The sequence below is a fragment of the Nocardia vaccinii NBRC 15922 genome (genome assembly GCF_001613305.1).
Classification (GTDB): domain Bacteria; phylum Actinomycetota; class Actinomycetes; order Mycobacteriales; family Mycobacteriaceae; genus Nocardia; species Nocardia vaccinii.
This window is the reverse complement of sequence record NZ_BDCC01000035.1, coordinates 154618-176544: the sequence shown is the minus strand read 5'-3', so window position 1 is coordinate 176544 and position 21927 is coordinate 154618. Positions and strand designations below refer to the sequence as shown.

Here is a 21927-nt window from a genome sequence, read left to right as displayed (position 1 = left end):
TCGCGGGGTAGCCCGATGCCGATGGAATTTCCGTCCTGGCTGGAGTGGCTGGGCGCCGCCGTCGGTATGGAGTGGCCGCACGGCAACGAGGACGAGATGTGGGCCATGGCGGGCGATTGGCGCACCGCCGCAGCGGGTTTGCGCGATATCGTCCACGATGTCGAGGCGGCCAAGAGCGCGACCCTGGCCGCCTATCCCGAGGGCACCGGATCGGACTCGATGGCCAAGGCCTTCGACGCGATCCTGCGCGACTCGGGGGCGGAGAAGAATTCGCTGCCCGATCTGGCCGACTTCTTCGATCAGGTCGCCGAATCGGTCGATGGCGGCGGTACGCAGATCCAGTACACCAAGCTGATGTTCTACACGACGCTGGTGGTGACGGCCGCGGAGATCGCGTCGGTGTGGATCTTCCCCCCGACCGCACCGGCGGAGGAGGCCGGGATCATCGTCGCAACCCGGGTCGGGGTGCGGATGATGATGCGCGAGGCGCTGGCCGCGATGGAAGAGAAACTCGCCGGCTTGATCGGCGCGCGCATGGCGAAATTCCTGCTGCGGCACGTGATGATCGGCGGATTGCTCGGTGCGTTGCAGGACTACGCGATTCAGCAGTTCCAGGTGTTCGAGGGGCATCGCAACGGGATCAACTGGGGGGAGACGATCGTCTCGGGTGTGGCCGGTGCGGCGGGCAGCGCGGTGGGCGGTCCCACGGCCGAGGCGCTGGACAAGGCGCTGGTGAATTCGCTGGGGACCAGGGGCGCCCGGATCGTGGCCGGAACTCTCTCCGGCGCGGTCAATTCCGTGGGCGCCTTCGCCGCGTCGGTGCCTACCCAATTCGCGGTGGACGCCATGACCAAGGGGTGGGACACCGCGGTCGACGATCTGAAGAACACCCACGTGGACTGGCGGATGTTCACCGCGGGTGCGGCGGGCGGCATGCTGTCCGGCGCGAATCACGCTCTGGCGGACCGGTATTACACCAACAGCAGCTTCTGGAAGACGCCGACTGCGCCGGATATGTACATCGGCGCCGCACGGGACATGAACGTGCCGGACGGCAGTACGCCACTCGTGGTGAACGATTCGGGTGTGCCCGGTGAGCGCACCGGTACTCCCGTCCAGGAGCACGGTGGCGGCGGCGATCAGAGCGCCGGTCGGCAATTGCCGAACAGCCGTGCCGCAGCCGTGGATTCGCCCAGTGATACGCCGGTTCGCGCGGCCGGGACCTCGCAGTCGGTCGACGGCAACCACCAGTCGGGTGGCGGGAGCGAGACCGCGCGCCCGGAGCAGACGACCTCCCAGTCGCCGCGTTCGGCGACCGAAACACCCGGTGCCGGTGTGCATTCCGATGCGAACGGGGTTCGTTCGACCGGTTCCGACGGCGATGTTTCCGAGGCGGGCGGGCGAACCGGTGGGGATGCGGTCTCGCACAGCGAATCCGCCGCGGTATCGCAGTCGCAGCGCGATTCGGACGGAATCGCCGGTACGCGAACGGAATCCGATGGCGCCGCCCCGCCGGTCGAGGCGGGCGGCAACGCCACGACGACGTCGGCGCCGGTGACGTCGGACCCCTCGGGTGCGTCCACGACGCCCGCTGCGCGGGCGGACGCCCCGGTCGGCGGGGAGAGTTCCCGTTCGGGCCCGGCCGCGCCCGGTGACGTCCGGTCCACACCGGCGCAATCCTCCCCGGTGGGCGACGCCCGCGCACCCGCCGCGAACGCGTCCTCCGCGCGTTCCGGCGCAGCTGCGGGCACCGAGGGTACGAGCCGTCCGGAGGGCCGGAACGCCAGTAGGGTCGGCGACTCGCCCGGATCGCGGACTCCGTCGAGCGACGCTCCGCGCGCACGGGCCGGTGCGGACGGTGCGCGTCCGGGCGCCGAATCGGGAGTGCGGGCGTCGCGAACGGCCGAGGCCGCTCCGGCCGGACGTTCGCCCGAGGTCGAGGGCGGTAAAGAGGCTGCGGCACAGCCTGTTTCGGAACGTTCTCGCGGCTCGGATGGGGCGGGAGCGCAGGAGCGGGCACGTTCGGGTGAGGCCGAGGCAGGCGAGCACCAGCCGCCGGTCCGGGCGCGCGGCGGTGCGGCGCACGACAGCGGCCGGACGTCGGGTGAACGTGATTCCGAACGAGCGCAGAATGATTCGGCGCCCGCCCGCGACGGCGACAAGGCCGCGACACCTCCCGAACGGTCCGGGAGACAGATCGCCGAGGCCGAGGACCGCGCCGCGGCCGAACAGCAGCGGCAGCGCGAGCGGATGGACGAATCGCAACGTCGCGTCGACGAGGCGCGGCAGGCTCTTCAGCGGGCGCAGCAGGCGCACGATGCCGCGCACCCCGATCACGGATCGGGCGACGATTCGACCTCGCGTCCGCACGGCGAGCCGGACGCCGCCCGGGACGAGTACCACGCCGCGCTGGCCGATCACGCGGAGGTACTGCACGAGGCGACCGACGAACTGGTGGCCGCCGCGCAGACCGCGCATGCCCAGGGCGTCCGCGGCGAGGAGTTGACGAAGGCGTACCGGGCGGCGGGGAAGGCGGCGCTGGACTACTACCACGCCAGAACCGACCCGGATATCCCGGAACATCTGCAGTTGAAGGATGCCGCACCGGATGCCTTGCGGCACGAGCTGGAATCGGGTTCGGAGGCCGACAAGCTCGCCGCGGTGATCGAGGCGATCCGGCAGGCCTCACCGGACGGCGATATCGTGCTGCGCGAAACGCAGGTCATGGCGACTCTTGCGATCCGGGACGGCGCGATCAACATGGACGCCGGCGAGGGCAAGTCGTTCGTGTTCCTGGCCGGCGCCACCATCGATGCGGTGGAGCACGGCGCGGTCCAGGTGCTGACCACGCGCGACAATCTGGCCAATCGTGAGGTCGATCGGTATCTGAAGACATTGGGCAACATGGGTTTCGACATCGTGCGGATGGATGCGGACCATGCCTACACCGAGCCCGCCGAGGGCCGGCCCACGATCTACATCGGCACCATGGAGGATGTCGGCTTCGGTCATCTGCGCGGCAATATTCCGCCCGGAAAGCGCGTCGCCATCGATGAGATCGACGAGGCGCTCGTGCACGCGAACACCACCTACATCCTGTCCGAGGGCGCCGGCGAGAGTGCGCCGCCGCATGTGGTGGAAGAGGTGGTCGGGGCGCGCGACATGCTCGATAACAGTCTGGCCGAGGATGATTCGGGTCACCGCGTGCTGACCGAGGCCGATTTCGGCCGGCAACCCGGTCAGAAGGGCGGCCCCGCCGTGCTGACCGAGCAGGGTCGGGCCAAGCTCGAGGAATCGCTCGGTCGCGAGCTGTCCGAGCAGGAGCTTCGCCGGTTGAACATGGCCGCGGCGGCCAAGTGGGAGTACCGGAACAAGGTCCATTTCATCATCGCCGACGGTCGGGTGCTGATCATCGATCAGACCACCCACAAGGTGATGTTCGATCCGGAGACCTCGACCGAGAGTCGCTGGAACGGCGGCCTCGCACAGGCCATCGAGGCCGAGCACGGACTGCGGATCCGCGACGATCCGGGCAGCACCAACGAGCTGAGCGCGAAGGAGCTGATCAACGACCACTACGAGGCCAAGACCGGCGCCTCGGGCACGGCGGAAGGCGTTTCCGGGCCGCTGCAGCACGATTACGGGATCGGCGTCACGGAGATTCCGCGGCACGAGGCGTCCAAGCTGATCCACGGCGCGGATGACGTATCGCCCGACGAGGCCACGAAGCTGGACCGGATCGCCAAGGACATCGTCGATAATCACGAGTCGGGTCGGCCGCAGCTCATCCTGGCGCACCGCAACGACATCGTCGGCGAATTGTCCACTCGCGTAACGGAACTCACCGATGGTACCGCGGTCGAGCACGTCGCGGTCGATGCCACCTGGGTAGCCGAGCAAGGTGTGCACGCCGAGGCGCGGTTGCAGGAGATCTTCGACGAGGCGGGCAGAGAGGGCAAGATCCTCATCATCAACATGCAGGGCGCGCGCGGTGTGGACATCCCGATCGGGAAGGACATGAACGCGAGGGGCGGCCTGCACGTCATCGTCACCGGCCACTCCGGCACCTCGCACGATATCGACATCCAGGCCGAGAACCGGGCCGCGCGGGCCGGGCAGCGCGGCACCGTGCAGTATTACACCTCGCCCGAGGACGACCTCTACGCTTTGAGCGCGAATCCGGAAGTCCAACATGTGGTCGTCCGATACTCGCGGTCGATCGGCTCCCACGACGCGGACGGCCTCGTCGCGCCGGCGAACGATATGCGCGTCGCCGCGGAACAGCAGCTCCGGGACATGGTCGAGCCGCTGCAGGACGCCGCCGCCGCGCGCCTGGGCCTGACCCGCGCCCCGCCCGGCGCCGGCAGCGCACCCATGCCGACGCATGAGAGGGGAGTGGGGGCCGAACCTGGTGAGCGCCCGCCTGCGGGTGCTGAGGAAAATCCGCCCGCCACGGGTGAGCGTTCGCCCGCGGTGGCTGCCGATCGTTCGCCCGCGCCGGCCGGTGAGGGTTCGCACGTTGCGGGCGGTGAGCGTTCGCCCGCGGTGTCCGGTGATCGTTCGGCCGCGTCGGCTGCCGAGCATCCACCCGCCGTGTCCGGCGATCGTTCGCCTGCGGCGAGTGGTGAGAATTCGCCTGCGGTGATCGAACATTCGGCTGACTCGACTGCCGAACATTCGCCTGCGGCGAGTGGGGAGCGGTCACCCGCGGCTGACGGTGAGCAGTCGCCGGTGGCGGAGCGAACACCGCCGTCGGCTGCGGACGGTGGCGTGAGCGATGCGGCGGGGGATCCGGCTCGTGCGGATGATGCCGCGAACAATCCTGCTGTGGAGGGTGATTCGACGCCTGCGGTGGGCACCGGTCGACAAGGATTGCCTGCGCGCGGGATCGTTCCGGTCGACGATGCGGATGAGCGGGTCGACGGCGAGCGGTTCGGTGATCCCGAAACCGCTGTGCCGCGAATGGATACCCCGGATACCGTGGTCGCCGATCCATCTCGGGGGGATCGGCCAGGGCGTGTGGCGGATTCCGGGGCTGAGCGAATCCCGGACTCCGGTAGTCGGGCGGGGAGCGGTGCGGATCGAGGGAGTCCGGTTGCCCGGGAAGGGGACTCGACCGGCGATATCCGAGTGGGACAGATGGCCGGGTCGGTGGCCGAACGCGCGATGGAGTCGGATGTCGCGCCGGAGGCGAAGGTGGCGGCCGAACCTGTCGCGGCACAGGATCGTTTGCCGAATCGTTCCGGCGAAGAGGTGGTGGACTCCCACCGGGACGCTGAAAAGAATTCGGCGAGAACGGATTCGGATACCGGCCCGGTTGCCGTCGTGACGTCCGGGCATCCGGTCGCCGCGTCGGAGGCCCGATCGAGGCGAGTGCCGAACTCCGACGGTTCCACCTCGAAACCGACCGCGCGACAATCGGATGAAGCCACACCGGAGACGAGAGCTCGAGCGCCGCAGCAGAATACGAACCGTGGTAGGTGTGCCCCGCTGGCGCTGAAGCTGATTCGCGAGCTGACCGGTAGCAGATTCATCCGGCCCTTCGATCGTGAGGTGGGTTCGGAGGGGGTCACCAGGCGGGAGCTCCAACTGGCCGCCGGCGGCCGACTCCGCAAGTTCCCCGGTGGTCACGACGCGATCGCCGCCATGTTGCGCAAGAAGGGAAACGGCGCGATCGCGCTCGTCGTCGACGAATACGCCGACTCGTCGAGGCGGCAGCCCGGTGCGCACGCCTACGTGCTGGTGAATGAGCACGGCCGGATCGTGGTGCGGGATCCGTCCACCGGCACGGTGCAGGGCTATCCGCCGACGGTGCCGGTCGAACTCCGCAATACCCACGCGGTGCTTTTCGACAGGAAGGGCCATCCGATGCACCCGCTGCGGTGGATCGTGCGGTACGTCATGCGATCGTCCGCCACGCAGTCGCGGATCGGTCAGTCCAGTGCCGCGGCCGAGGTGGAGCGCCTGGTGGGGGTCCGCGACGCCGCCGAACGCTCGCGAATCGCGGCGCACGCGGCCGTCGAGGCCGCCCGGCAGCGGGTGAACCGGCTCGGTCGCGGCCCGGAGGGGCCCGCTCGCGGCGGCACGGTCGGTATCACGCCCCACGAACTGCGCCCGCGCAGGCTGCCGGGTGAGCCGGCCGATCCGGATCACCCGGAGTACGCCAGGACGCTGGCGGAGACGCTCGACTACCTCTACAGCCGCACCAAGCGCGCCGATCTGGCCGATGCCTGGCACAGCGCGGTCGACGACCTGGCCGCCGCGGCGCGTCAGCAGTGGAAGGCCGACGCCGCGGCCGCGCGGGCCGGCCGCGAACTCACCGACGCCATCCGCGGCGACGTCGACGTGCGACCGGACGGCGTACCGGCCCGGCAGGCCGTGGCCGATCAGCTGGAACAGGACCACGCGCACGCGATCACGCGCCTCGGTGCGGCGCAGGCGAAGCTGACCGCGGCCCGCGAACGTATCGACCAGGCGGGGCCGGGCCGCGAACCTCCGAGCGCGCCCACCGGTATCCGCCTGTCCGACGCGGAGCTGCGCCCGCGTCGCGCACCCGGCGAGCCGACCGATCCGCAGGACCCGGGATACGTGCGGACCCTGGACGAGACCATCGAATATCTGCAGAGCCGCACCAAACGTTCGGATCTCGCTGGGCAATGGCTACGGGACGTTCGGGAGCTGGCGGACGCGGCGCACGAATTCCACGCTGCCCGAACGGAAGCCGATCGCCTCGGCGACGCACTTACCGTGGCCCGGAGCCGGGTGGCGAATTCGGCGCGACCGCATCGCCCCGCGCTCGACCCCGCCACCGAGGTGCGTCGGGTGCTGGACCGGCTCCCGGAGGTGTTCGACCGGCCGCGAACCTTGGCCGAACTGCACACGAGGTTGGGTCCGGGTACGCCGTTCGAAGTCCTGCTGGCGGTGCGGGAATTGTCCTACCGCCGCAACGGCCTCGTTCCGCCGTCGTTGTCGCGGGAGAGCCTGGACGAATTCCTGCGACGTGTCTGGGATCGCCGCGATTCGATGCGGTCGTACAACGACGTCTATCGCCTGTATTCGGGCCGGGTCACGGGGGCGGTCGAGGATCCGCACGCCTACCTGGACGGGCTGGTTCGGATTCTCGGCGAGCGCGCTCCGGGCGGGCAACTCGCGGTGCTCCAGGACGTCGGCGTCCTGGAGCCGGACAACGCGGACGTCTGGGCGCCCGAGGACGTCAGCTTCGCGCACTTCTTCCGCCATTCCGAGCCACTGGATCCCGAGGACGTCGGGTACCGCGTGTACGTGAACGCCAGTAACGAGGGGGCTCCGGATCTGGCCGCGGGCATCGTGCACGAGATCCTCGACGCTCCGGGCGATTTCCCGGGAATCCATTCCATGAAGGTGGCCGGTCCGCACCGGCTACGCGACGACCGCATCGTGATCTACGTCCGCGATCTCGACTCCGCACAGCGAGTTGTGGAGTGGCTGAAGACATTCCAGGACGCTCGCCCGGACGCGTTCGGCTGGGACGTGCCCGCGATGACCGACCAGGTGTTGCCCGGGGTCGGCATCGGCGCGGAACCGCCCACCGATGCCGCGGGCCGGGACCAGAGCTTCGGGGAGGTGCGCAGCAACATCGTCCTGGAACAGCTCGACGCTCATCGGCGGGGCGACTTCGCGGATTTCCGGATGGCCGTGCTGAATGGGCTCGTCGCGGCGGATGTGGATCCGGATCATCCGTACCGGCATTCGGACGGTACGGACGCTGGGTCGGGCGGCATCGCACCGCCACGGCATCCGGGAGCACTCGCCGCGGGTGCGCCGGACCCCGGGCCGTCGCAGGCGGGTCACCGGCAGCCGAGCCTTGCGCAGCGGACCGCCTACCTGACACCGGAACAACTCGCGGTGCACGGCCGGAAGCTGGCCGAGCACACCGAAGCCGTTGCGCGACTGGCGGAGCTGCGCAATCAACGTAACCTGCTGGCGGCGCACCTGCTCGTCGATCCGAGCGGCGGATGGGCAGCGCTGCGGCCGGAGAATCTCGACCACACCGTCGAGCAGCTGCGCGCCCGCGCCGCAGCGCCCGGCGAGTACGCCCGGCGCGCCGCGGAAATCGTTGCGCTGGAACGGTTGTCGCTGGACCACCAGGAGGTCGTCGACGAGATCGCCCGACTCGAAGGCGAATTGGCCGCATTGGAGGCAACGCCCGAGCCGGATTCGCTGCGTCCGGAGGGCTGGACCGAGCACAGCGCGCCGCAGGAACACCGGCCGCTCACCGCACGGACCCGCCGAGCGTTGCGTGCCCTGACCCGCGCCGCCGATGCCCGCGCTCGGGCCTGGGCGCAGGCCGTATCCCGGGTTCGGGAGCTGGGCATCGATCCCGACCAGGTGCGCCGCGAGGTGCTGAGCGGGCAGCTCGGCGCGAAGGCGGACCGGGCCGAAAAGGACCATGAACACGATCTGCGACAACCGGATTCGCGCGGGCAGAGCCTGGCCGAGTTGCGGTTGCGAGCCGACGCGCTCGGCCTGGTACCCGGTTCGGCGAACGCCGCCGAGCTGCGTCGGCGCATCCTGATCGCCGAGGCGGAACGAGCCGCGGCCGCTGCCGCGGTCTCGGCGTTGCGCGGACTCGCCGGGGAGGCGCGCAGTGCGCCGCCGGCGGAGCTCGAACAGCGGGCGCGGGAGCTGGGCGTGCGAGTCACCGATTTCATGGTCGAACAGGCCCTCCGTGATCGGATCGGCGCGATCGAGGAGCGGGGCGGGCAGGCGGTCCGGGAACTGTCCGGCACCCATCGCGACAGTCGCAGCGGTCCGAGTCACCGCGACCCGTCCTCGGGCGCGCCGATCAGCACCGAACGCCTGCACGAGCTGGCGCGCGAATACGGCATCGATCCGGCGGGCCGGGCCGATGCCGACGTGGAGCGGGCGCTGCGCGCGGAGATCGGTCGGCGCACATCGGCAGCACGGGAACGCGGGGCCCCGGTGCTCGCGGAATTCGATCGGTTCCGGGTGGCCGTCGCCAACGAGTCGGTGCGGCGCTCGGAGGCGCAGGCCGCGGCCGAGCACGAGATCCTCTATCACCGGACCGGCGCATCCGATCGCAGTCCGCGGATCATCGGCACCACTGCCGGCCACGCGCGCCACGGTGACGGGCACACCCTCACCGTTCCGGGCGCGGTGGGCGCCCGCGGCCGGTACGTCGGCGTGGGCGCGGCCGCGGACCCCGAGACACATCTGCCTGCCGCCCAGCGTCGGCGGCGCGCCGCCCAGGGTTTCCAGGACGCCATGTACTTCCGTGTCTCGATCGACGAGCACGGCGTCGTGCGGGTCGGTGCGCACCGGCCGCCGCCCGCGCCGGTCGAGCGGCTCGGTCCCGGCGCTCGACCGGGCGACTGGACCCCGCACGGCGACGAGCGGCGGTTCGTGCCCGAGCGGGGCAAGGTCCGGCGGAACCTGCGCCAGCTCGCCTACGACATCCGACGGCTGACCAGTGCGGCGGACGAGAACTACACCGGATTGCTGGACCTCGCCGAGACCTTGGACATCGATGCGGCCTGGCAGCTCAGCCCGCGCGAACTCGAGGCCGCCACGCGAGCGAAGGTCGCCGAATTCCGCACCCGCGCCGAGGAGGCGTGGGACCGCACCGACGACGTGTCGCCCAGGGAGCATTCGGCGCTGGTGGCCGAGCGCAACCGGCTGGAGGACCAGGCGCAGGCGGCCCAGGAGATCGGCGACGAGCTGTTGTTGCGACTGGCCGATCACGACAACAACTACGTCCGGCCGCGTGATCTGAAGACCGCCGATACGGCGGTGCTGGCCGCCCGGCGCGTCCTGGCCGCGCACGGCGGCGTACCGATCGGCCGGGACGGGCGTCCGGCGCATCCCGGGCAGGAGGTGGCCCGGCTGATCACCTCGGCGGACGGTGCGAACCGCCTGGTCGTGGTCGCACCCGCGGCTCATCCGGACCACATTCTGGATCCGGCCCTCCGGCGCGCGCTGGTGGGTAACGGCGAGTTCCTCTTCCAGCAGGTGCGCGTGGACGAGCGGGGGCGGGTGTGGACCCGTGAACTGCGGGAACCCGAGGGTGGCCCGGTCGCGCCCGCCCCGGAACCGATCGCAGAGCCGGCGCCGAAGGCGATCTCCGAGAAGCCGGAGCCGGATGCCCCGGAAATCCCCGAGGCTCCGGTCGAGGAGCCGGCGGCGCTCTCACCCGAGGACGCGCAGCACCGGCTCGATCAACTCGTCCGCCGGCGCACGGCGAAGGTCGCCGCCCAGGAACGGTGGCGGAACAAGTTGGCGGGCAGGGCCGGAAAGTTCCCCAATGCCGACATCTCCCGGAGCGCCTGGGCGGAGACGGTACGCCGACTGAGCGGCGAGACGACCGGGTACACCGCGGAATACCAAGGGCTGGACTATGTTTCGCCCGGCGAGCCGGAACAGCTCGGCCCCGCCGAACTGGCCCGCCGCCGTGATCCGGTCGACAAGCTGGCCCAGGCCGCGCGCAACTACTACGAGCTGAGCGACAAGATCCAGCAGATCGACGAGGATATCGACGCGCTGGTGCGCCAGGGCGCCACCTATGATCCGGCGCACGCTGCGGCGTTCGACGACCTGCAGGTGCAACTCGCCGATCGGCACAAGGCCGCCGTCGACGCGGCAAAACCGTTGCGCCGCTTGCGAGATGAACTGGAGGCCCGGCTGATCCAGGCGCGGCGCGACGACGATCCCACCGCCGGCGATCCGCAGCGATTGCGCGAGCTCACCGAGGCGCAGGAGGCGGTGGACCGCGCCGATACCGAGATCGACCGGCTCAACGATCAGCACGCCGCGGCGACCGGCGCGTGGGCCGACGCGGCGAAGGCGCATTGGCGTGCGGCGGCCGTCGCACCGGACGAGCCGGGCAAACGGCTGCGGCAGATCAACGCCAATGTGTGGTTCGACCGCGGGGTGCCCGACGGGCGGGGCGGATTCCACGGTGGGCGGATCATCGTCGTCGCCGGTCGGGCCGAGTACGGCAGGCTCGATGCCACCGCGCACGATGCCGCCCTCGCCGACGCACTGGCCCACCACCACTATCTGGCGCGGTTGCTGGAGCGGTCGGATACCACGGTCGACTACCTGCGGGTGACCGCCGACGCTCAGCTACGGATCACGAACATCCAGCTCGACTCGCCCGAGTTGCAGCGCGCCACCATGGGCCCGCGCAATCCGCGCTCGCGGGCCCTGCCGGTGACCGACCCGGTCGCCTGGCGGCGGATCATCGACGAGGTCACCGGCATTCCGGCCGGCTCGGAGACCCGGTGGCGGACACCGGAGCAGGATCGGCACGCGGCCGAACTCGAGCCGTTCGCCCGCCACGCGTTGCCGCCGGAGACGCTGATGCGGTGGCGCGACGCCGAGGGCAACTGGCACAGCACCCGCGAGGGCGAGGCCCGCGGTTACCGCGCCTACCAGCCGAAGCTCGAGTCCGGCGTGAAACTGAACAAGATCTGGCAGAAGGAGCTGGACGGCTGGCGGCTGCCGCCGAAGGGCTGGGCCCCGTTCGGCGGCGAGGACAAGTCGCATCTGCGCGCACGCTCCTACGACGAGAAGATGCCCGACGGGTTCAGCGGCGCGGTCGCGGTCGAGCCGTTCCAGAACATGGTGGAGCCGTGGCTGATTCACGAGATCTACGGCTACTGGCCGGAGATGAGCTACGAAGAGCTGGAGAGCCTGAATCCGGACGGCCGCGCCGAGGCGTTCTGGCTTCAGGGCCCGGGGCCGGGTATGGAGGCCCCGCCCGGCTGGAACGAGGAGCAACACCACGATCTGCCCCTGCACGACGCGCTCTACACCATCGGCAAGCGGTGGATTCAGATCGGCGAGGGCGTGCGCAAGCTGCCCTGGATCATCGAGCACTTCCACAAGAATCCCGAACTCGGCAGTCGGCGGCGCAACCGGTACTGGTTGCCGGACGGGCCGTTCGACCCGGATCATCCTTTCCTGCGCAAGATTCCGATCGTCCGCAGCTATCGGGGCTATCGCGGTTGGAAGGCGCCGCGGCTGGATCTGCAACCGCCGCACCTGAATTGGACCGAGGCCGAGCACGGGCCGGCGAGTGAACTCGATCCGGCGCAAGCGCGCTTCTGGGAGCGCGATGTCGCGAACTGGGCGCAGGTACAGGCCTGGGCCGATCGCGTCATCGGCGAATTCGCCGACGACGAAGCGAATTCGGATGTGCAGCGGATCGTCGACCAGCTGACCACCCCGCGTGACCCGCTGTTGCGTCGCGGCGACGGCGGCGCGGTCTTCGCCGAGTTGCTCGGCTTCGCGCGGCACGCGGACGGTATCCCGCTCACGCACGAGCAGCTCACCGCCGAAATCCTGCTGATCAAGCGGCATCTGATGATCAACGAGATGCGCGTGCAGGATCCGGCCAGCCCGGAGGGCAGGCTGATCGAGAAGCCGTACGACCGGCTTGCGCACGTGGCCGATGCGTGGCTGCGGCTGACTGGGATCGGCGATCGCGACGGCCGCACCCGGCCGTATCCGGAGGATCTGCTGCTGCTCGAGGACGCCCACGCCGAGGCGGACTACCTGCGCACGCACCCCAAGGCCACCTGGCACGAGGCCGACGAGCACGCCGCGAGCCTGGGCCACGACTGGGATACCAACCGCCGCCGATTGAGTGGTCGGTTGGTGCGCCGGCGCGGGCGGCTGTACTACCCCGAGGAACTGCCCGCGAATCGCCCGCTGCGGCGGCGGACGTTCCCGTTCACCGACAAGCGGATTCCGCTGCTGAGCGATCGCACACTGCCGGTGGCGGCGCTGCCCTACGCGGTGGAACCGATGGCGCCGGAGCAGGACTGGCTGCCGCCCGCGCCTCGCCGTGCCGCCCGGATTCTCGCCGAAACCGGTGTGCGCGAACGGTTCCCGGAGTTGCCACAGGAACCGGTCGCCGCCCTGCGAGAGTTGGCGGTCCAGGTGTTGCTCGGCGACGGGCTCGTGCACGAGTTGAGCAACGATCCCGCGCTGGCACTCGCGGTTCGCGCCGGTGCGGTCGAGAACTTCGCCGCCGCGGAGACTTCGGAGCAGCGTGAGCGGTGGGCCGCGCTGCTGAACCACAGCGACCCCACGGCCGCGCCGAAGGAACTCACCGAGCGGTTGCGCGCCGAGGTGGCACAGCAACTGTTCGCGTTCACCGATCCGGACGAGGCGGCTCGGGCGCAGCGGCGGGCCGCGCACGAGCAGGCGCTGCTGGACTGGGCGCGGGCCGAGCGGGAGCGGGTGGACGCCCGGCAACAGGTGCTCGAGCGGGCGCGGGGTGTGCCGGTGAATACCGACGAACTGCTGTCGGACGAGATGAAACGTCCGATGGCGCTGGAGGATCTGCTCGCGGAGGTGCGCAACCACCGACGTGTCGTCGGCCCCGAGACCGATGCGTACCAGGACCGCTTGACCGCGCTGCACCAGGCCGTCGAGGACTATCATCGCCTCGATGCTCGGGCCGCCGAACTTTCCGAGGGTGTGCGCGCGGCCCGCGCCGACGCGCAGCCGGGCGACGCGGTGCACGACCCGGCCGCCCGGCACGCCGAGATCGATTGGCTGACAGCCGAATTGCGGCGGATGATCCTGGCCCGGGAGAACGCTCGGTTCGATGTGATCGCGCGCGGGGACGGCGTCCGGGTGAATATCGAGGAGGTGCTGCACGACGACCTGAAACAGGAAGCCGAGCGCCGGCGCCTGTTCGAGGAGTTGCGGTCGCGCACGCTGCCCGTAACCCAGGTGGACGAATATTCCGAGCGGGTGTCGCGGCTCGAGGACGCGGCTACGGCGTTCCACCTCGCCGACATTCGCGCCGGCGAGCTGGCCGATGAACTGCAGCAGGCGAAATCGCGCGATGCGGAGTTGTCGGCCGCCGAGGCCGCTGCCCGGCGCGCGGAGGCGGATCAGCCGGAAGTCGAATCCGGCTCGGGCCCTGCGAAATCGGGTGCACTGGTTCCGAAAGATGATGTCGCACAACAGGTCCGGATGGCTATTCCGCACTCCGTGGCTCCCGTCGCCGCGCGGCTGCGCTTCGCTCATCGGGTGTGGGATTCGGTGCTGGACGGGCTGTCCGCCGAGGAACGCCGGGCGCTCGGTGAATTCCTGGCGGGCAGAGGTTCCGGGTTGTCGCCGGAAGCGGCCCCGATACTGGACGAGGTGCTGACCCGAGCCCCGCTGCCCGAATCCGCGATGCTCACCTTCGAGGGGGAGCACGGGCTGTTCGGCGACACCACACCGGGATCGGTGTACGAGGTGCCCGGATATCTGCAGGGTTTCCTGGGCAGAGTGTCGGCCCGCCCGGAGTCGAACCTCCACCTCGAGCTCACCGTGCCGGAGGGCACACCCGCGCTGTTCGTCGGCGGCACCGACCTCTCCCCGGGCGGACGGCTGGAGACGGCCAGACTGCTGCTCGGACGTGGGTTGCACATCCGGGTGGACGCGGTGCGCGAGGAGGACGGGCAGATCCGGGTGCGTGGCACCGTGGTGCCGCGGGCCGAGGAGGCCGGACAGCCGCATGCCGCGGTACCGGCCGAGCCGCACGAGGTGTACCGACGCCGCCTCGATGCGGCGGGCGAGGCCGAGCGCACCGCGCATGAGATATTGCGTCAGCTCGCCCCGACGATCGGCATCGATCCCGGGCTGACCGGTAACGACCTGGCGCGTGCGGCCGTTCGCGCGGTCGGTGTGGACCGGGATCGGCTGCGGGCGGAGGTCAAGGCAGCGCAGGCGGCCGGTGACGTCGAACGGCACCGGGAGCTGCGCGAGCAACTGGCGATCAACGGGCCGCTCGCCCGGGCCGTGGTGAAGGTCACCAACGACTTCTGGGCGGCGGTCTCGGAGCAGGAGCGACTGCGTGCCGAGATGCAGGCGCTGGGCCTGGATCCGTCCGGTCCGGACGGCATCGGCGCACCGGACGCGCCGGTATCCGGACCGGATTCGAGCGGTGGGCCCGGACGCGACACCGGGGATACGGATTCTCCGCCGCCGCCCACGGGGGGCGATCACGACGGCGATTCGGGAGGCTCGGGCAACGGGCCGACGCCGCGGGCCGAAGGGGAAGCCGCGGAGCCGGAACCGGAGCCCTCCCGCAATGACCGGTGGAGTAGCGAGGAGACCGAGCAGCGGCATGTGCCCACCACGCGGCCGTTGAAGAAAGCGCTGCGCGCGCTGGTCGAGGCCGTGGCCCGGCGCGAGCGGGCTTGGGCCGCCGCGCTGCGCGACGCGCATGCGGCAGGGGTCGAGCCGGACAAGGTGCGCCGGGAAGCGTTGCAGGACAAGGTTTCCGATGCAGCGAGGTTGGCAGAGCAGGATTACGCGCAACGCCCAGCGGTGTGGCGGATGGACGAGAGTCGCCTGCGTGAATTCGCGGACGAACTCGGAATCGAACACGACGGCCTCACCGAAGCTGAACTGCGCCGGCGGATTCGAACCGATCAGCTCGGGCAGCGCCGTGCCGTGGCGGACCTGGCCGATCTGCGCGACAACGGCGATGCGCTCACCGATTCCGAATTCCACACCCGCGCGGTCGGCCTCGGCATCGACGAGCCGTCTCGCCACCAGATGGACGAGATTCTGCGCGAGCACGCCGAACAGAACTCCCGGGCCGCGGCGCGGCGACAGGCGGCGGTGCGCCAGGAGCTGGAGAAACCGGGTACGCGCATGCCGCGACTGCGGGAGCTGGCGCGGGAATTCGGCGTCGATCCGGAGCTGGACCGAAAAGCCCTGGTGCACCGGACCGGCAAGGCAGTGCAGGCCGAGACGAACCGGACCATCGAGGGTGCGCGCAAGCTGATCGAGCAGCTGAACGCATTCCGGGTCGCGCAGGCGAACGAGCGGATGCGTGAATCCGAAGCCCAGACCGAGGCCGAGCGCGAGGTGATGGACGCCAAGGCGGGCGCGCGGGGCAAGGGGCCCAAGGTCTATGGCGACGGAGTGCGCAAGGTGCGGCTCGCGTTCGGCGTCGCGCACACGCGTGAGGTCGAGGGTGCCGACGGGAAGACTCGGCGCCTCGTCGGCGTCGGTAAGACCGGCGATCCGACCGTCCACATCGATGACGAACGTCGACGCGCCCTGGCCGAGCAGGGCGCCGACACCGTCTACTACCAGGTACGAGTCGGTGCGGACGGTACGGTGCATCTCACCGAACACCGTCCCCACGACGTGCCGGCGCCGCGTCCGCAGGTCCCGCCCGCACCGCGTCCGGGCGATTGGCGCGCCGGTGCGGAGACCGAATACGTGCCGCGCTCGCGGTCGGACCGGAAAGCTCTGCGCAAGTTGGCTGTTCAGGTCGGCGATATGGACAAGGCGGTGAACCGGAACTTCCGCGACATCCTGCGACACGCGCGATGGCTGGACATCGAACCGGCCGGTGCGAGCCCGCACGAACTGGCCCGCGCCGTGCGGGAGTTGATCGCCGAGCATCGTGCGCGGGCCGACGAGTTCTTCGACCGCACCACCATTCCGGCCGATCGGATGGAGGAGTTCTTCGATCAGCGACGCGCCATCGAGGCGCGGGCGGCGGAGGTGTCCTCGCGCGGTAACGCGCTGTTGCAGCGGTTGGGCATTCACGAACTCGGCGTGGTGATGCGCGATCGCAAGGCTGCCGAGCTGACCATGCTGGCCGCGCGGAACGTGTTGCGGCACAACGGCGATACCGCGATCGGACGCGACGGCCTGCCGGTCGGCGCGGACCACGAGACCGCGGCGGTGGCTCGGCTGCGCGCCGCGGGCGAGGGAAATCCGGCTGGTCTGTACCTCGTCGTGCCGACCGCGAATCCGGATCATGTGCTGTCGCGTGCGGTCCGCGAACATCTGCTCGGCGCCGATGGTGAGCTGAACGTCCGGCAGATCCGGGTCGACGGCGAGGGTCGAGTGTGGCTGGCCGACCTGACCGAACCACAGGGCCGCGACCTGACCGCGGCACCGGCCGAGGGTGCCGCCGCAATCGAGCCGAAGCGTCCCGGAACACCCACCGCGCGCGAGGACTCCGGCCCGGCCGCAAAGCCCGCCGCGCCCGTAAAGCGCGGCAGCGCAGCGGAATCCGGCAGCGGCGAGAAAGCCGACACCGCAGCGAAGCCCGGCCGTGACGAGAAGTCCGGGACCGCCGAAAAGCCGAGCAGCACAGAGGTATCGGTCGTTGAGAAGTCCCAGGACGCTGAATCACCGGGCGAGACACCAGATCCGCAGGCGAAGTTCGCACCCGATCCGAGTCAGGTCGAACTCGACGAGTTGGTGAACCGCCGCATCCGAGTTGCCGCGGCGCACGAATTCTGGCGCACCAAGCTGGAATACCGGACCTCTCGCGTGGACGGCGTAACGCCGGACGACGTGTCCCGGGACGACTGGCCGGGCACCGTCGCGCGGTTGAGTTCCGAGCGGGTCGGTTACACCCGCGAGGACGCGGGCGTGGACACGCCGAGCTTGTCCACGCGCGAACAGGTCAGCGAGGAGGAGTTGACCCGGCGGCAGGATCCGATCGACAAACTCGCCGAGGCCGCCGAACGGTATTACGAGCTGGGTGATCAGCTGCGCGAGATAGATCAGCGCATCCACCAGCTCGAACAGCTCGGCGCGAAACATGATGTCTCCGAAAGCGATGAGACGCATCGTTCGCTCGGCCGCCTTGCCGAGGCGTACAAGGCGGCGATCGATCGGACCAAACCGCTGCGGCGGCGGTACTTCGGCCTGCGCGAGCGACACGAGGCCGATCCGAGCGCGGCGACGCCCGAGGATCTGCGTGAACTCGCCGATGCCCGGGAGGCGGTCGACCGCGCGGACAACGAGATCGACCGGATCAACGACCGCCGGATAGGGATGGGCGGGGCCTGGCGCGCGGCCGCGGAGGACGTCGTGGATCCGCGAAATCTGGTGCGGGTCACCGAGAATGTGTGGGTCGATCACGGCCGGGTCCCCGACGAGAACGGCGCGGGCGGCCGTCCGCCACGGATCGTCGTGACCGCGGGCCGTTCGGAGTACGAACTCACCGCGGGGGTGGATCACGATCGCGCTCTCGCCGCGGCGCTGAGCCGCCACCACATCGTTGCCCGGCTGTTCGAGCGGCCGGAGACAGCGGTCCACTATCTGCAGGTCGCGGCCGAGGTGAGCGGTAACGGCCACCAGGTGACCGAGCTGGCGTCGCCGCGCGTCGAACGTCAGGGCATGCGCACCGAACTCGACGAGGACGGAAATCCCGTCGAATCGTTGCGGATCATCCAGCACGGTGAGCGGCCGGTGACGCTCTCCGGCGCGGTGCGCTGGCGTCGGATGCTGTACGAGGCAACGGGAGTCGAGGCGCCGGGCACCGGTGATCGGCGCGTGTCGCCCAGCCGGGACCGGGAGGCGGCAGAGGTGAGCCGTCGTCGGCGCGAACCCACCGTGCCGCTGGAAATCGTGCTCTGGGAACGGCGTTCGGAGACTCCGGGCGGCGAGCCGACCTGGCACGACGTCCGCGAGGGCGAGGCGTACGGCTTCCGGGCGCACAAACCGCGACTGCCCCTGGGGACCAAGCTCGACAAGTACGGGCAGCAGGAGGTCGACGGCTGGCAGCTGCCACCGAAGGGCTGGGCCCCGTTCGGCGGTGAGGACAAATCGCATCTGCCCGCGCGCTCCTACGAGGAGAAGATGCCGGACGGATTCAGCGGGGCCATGGCCGCCGAGCCGTTCCAGAACATGGTGGAACCGGGTCTGCTGCGGCTGCTCACCGGTCACTGGCCGGAGATGAGCTACGAGGAGATTCTGAGCCTGTCCGAGGAGGGGCGGGCGATGCTCTGGGCGACCCAGGGACCGGGCCCCAAGCCCGAACCGCCGATCGGCTGGGACGAGGACGCGCATCACGAAATGCCGCTCGACGGTGCGCTGTACACGATCGGAAAGCGGTGGTTCCAGCTCTACAACCTCGCGCGCAAACATCCGTGGGTGCTCGATCGTTTCTACAACCATCCCGAGATCGGGCGGTGGGTTCTCGAGCACACCCGCGGCCTGCCGAACGGGCCGTTCGACGAGAATCATCCTGTGCTGCGGTTCGTTCCGGGCCTGCGCAGCATCCGGACGTTCCGCGGCTTCCACCCGCCGATCGATATGGAGGTCCAGCCGCCGCATCCCCGATACCATGTCGCCGAGTTCGCGCCGCCGGGCGATCGGGTGGACTTCATCTCGACGAAGTGGGATCGGATGGTCGATCGCTATTCGAGGGTGCGGTCCTGGGCCGAGGGCGGCTACGACGAATTCGCACCCGACCGGACCGTCCCGGATCAGCCCGATGCCCCTGCGGGCCGGGCACTCCGGCAGGCCGCACACGACGATATCGACCACGAGTACAACGCCGATGTCCGGGAGATCCTCGACGCGCTGACGCGGGCGGGCAATCCGCTGCTGCGCCCCGAGGACGGCGGGGTCAGGTACGCGGACGGCCTGCGCTTGGCCCACCGCGACGACGGCACGCCGCTGACGAAAGCGGAACTGGGACAAAGGCTGCTGCGCATCAAGAACCACATGATGCGCGATGTGATGTCGGTATTCGATGCGAATACGCCGGAGAACCGGTCGAGTACGCGGCGGATGGATGCGATGCCGCACGTGGTCGATGCCTGGAACCGGTTGACCGGTCGCGGCGACGGCGCGGGCAAGACCTCGCCGACGCGGCCGGATCTGGTGATGCTGGAACACTATTGGGCCGAGGCGCACTACCTCGACACCGAGGACAAGGTCACCTGGCACGATGCCGAGGCGCATGCGGACCTGTTGGGGTACAAGTGGATTCGCCCGCCGCTGACCGAACATTTCGTGGTCCGCGACGGCGAGCTGATCCATCCGCGCGACCTGCCGCAGGATGCGCCCGAGCGTGGCGGGGTGCCGTTCGCGCGCGATAAGAAGGTGCCGTTCGCGCGGATTCCGTACGCGGTGGAGATGCGGCCGCTGGACGATTCCTGGAAGCATCCGAAGGTGCGCAGGGCCGAGCACATCATCGAGGTGACCCGGCTGCGTGACTGGTACAACGAACTGCCGGACGATCCGGTCGCGGCGTTGCGGAACGTCGCACTGCACGCCTGGCTCGAGCTGGGCCCGGACGTCACCGCGCTGCACCTCACCCAGGCGGACCCCGATCTGGCCGTGGTGATCCGTGCCGGAACGATCGAGCTACTGGCCGATTCGGCAACCGGTGACGAACGCCTGGAATGGTCCCGCAGACTGGGCGAACCCCCCGAGACCGCCGACCCCGACAACCTCGACCAGGCGCTGGCCAGATTGCGCCGGGGCATCGAGCGAGACCTCGAACCACCGACCCGCGAGCAACTGGAGAGCGCGTCGCGGCCCGGTGAACTGTCCAGCGGTGAATCGGAATCCGCACGTCCACAGCAGAAGCCGCCACCGAGTCTTACCGAGGAGACCGATCCGGACGCGCCCACGCAACCGCTACAGCGCGAGGTTCGGCAGCCGGAAGGGCCGGAGTCATCGGTATCCGAACAGGCCACCGGAGTGGCGAAAGCGGCTGAACCGCGCGAGGAGTCGGAGTCCGGGGAACAGTCGGAGCGAACGTCCGAGCCGCCGAAATCCGCAGAGCTGCCCGAATCGCCGAAGGTCATCGATCCGGATGCGCCGACCGAGCCACAGCGGCACCGGGCCGGGAAGCCGCCGGCGCCGCCGAAATCCTCGGGTTCGCAGCAGTCGGGGACACCGGATGAAGGCGGCCCCCGTGGGCTCGGGGGTCGGCGTGGCGAGCCGTGGCCGTATTACGGGCCGCGCACGCCGCGAATTCCGATCAGGCATCACTTCCGCTGGCCGGGTGAACCCGGTGCGCCCGAACATATTCCGGGTGCGTACCTGACGCCGGTGCCGCCCGATCCGGGGCAGCCGCCCGAGCCGCCGCAGCCGCCCGAGCCGCCGCAGCCGCACGGCCCTGGACCGCACAGCCCCGGGCCGCACGGGCCGGGGGTGCCGCAGCCGCCGGGGCCCGTACCGAGCCCGCCGCGCGGGTCCGAACCGGGCGATCGGCAGCCGGGGTGCGATCAGCACGAACACTGCCCGCACGACCATTGCCCGGACGATCCGAACCCGTGTCCGCGGTGTCCGGGACAGGTTTCGGACCCGGTGCCGCAGTGGCCCGGTCTGCCGTCGTTGCCGAATATTCCCTCGCTCCCGAATATTCCGTCGATCCCGGACATTCCGGGATCGACCAACCCATCGCAGCCGCCCGGATCACCGGACGGTGCCGTACCGCCGGGAACTGCGCGACCACCTCGGGACTCCGGCGGATCGGGCTCCGCGGAACCCGGCGGGCCCGGATATCCCGGCCCGAATACGTTCGGCTCGCTGCCGGGCGTGCCGCTGCCCGACCGATTCGGTACGCACAACGGTGCGAACGGGGCGAATTCACCGTCTCGGCACAGTGATTCGAACAGCAGCCCGGACCCGATGACACCGGGCTTCCCCGGTGCGCCCGGACTGCCGGGCACAGCGCCGCGCGGCTCCTCGAATTCATCGAAGAAGCGCAAGAACTACATTCCTCGCGTCGGCAGCGGCGCCGGTCCGGGCAATGACACCGAGATCTACGTCCGATCGCATACCGGCTGGGGGGAGAGCGCCGCCTTCGATCCGGTAACGGGCGTCATGCGTCCGGTCGAACTCGCCATGGGCGGGCTCGCCGGGGTCTACGGCGAACTGGGCGGATCGCGAATCGTGTTCTACCGCTGCGGAACCGGTCTGTCGCTGCGGGTGGACGATCGCGGCGTGGATCTGGACGCATCGGACGTCGCCACGCACTGGCAGCGCATCGATTCGAGCCGGACCCGGTTCGCGGTCGCGGTAGGCGGAGTCGTGGTGTGCGACCTGTACTATCCGTCCACGCCGGAGGAGGCGGATCTGGGCCTGCTCATCCGCGACGTCCTGGCCGATCCGGATCGGCGCGCTCAGATCTTCGCGCGTTGA

General features: G+C 70.0%; 1 protein-coding gene. It reads left to right on the top strand.

Annotated features, from left to right (window positions below):
* Window positions 1-15: 15 nt before the first annotated feature.
* Entirely contained in the window at window positions 16-21927 is a 21912-nt protein-coding gene (locus NV1_RS23600) for a WXG100-like domain-containing protein (RefSeq protein ID WP_067895206.1), read from the top strand.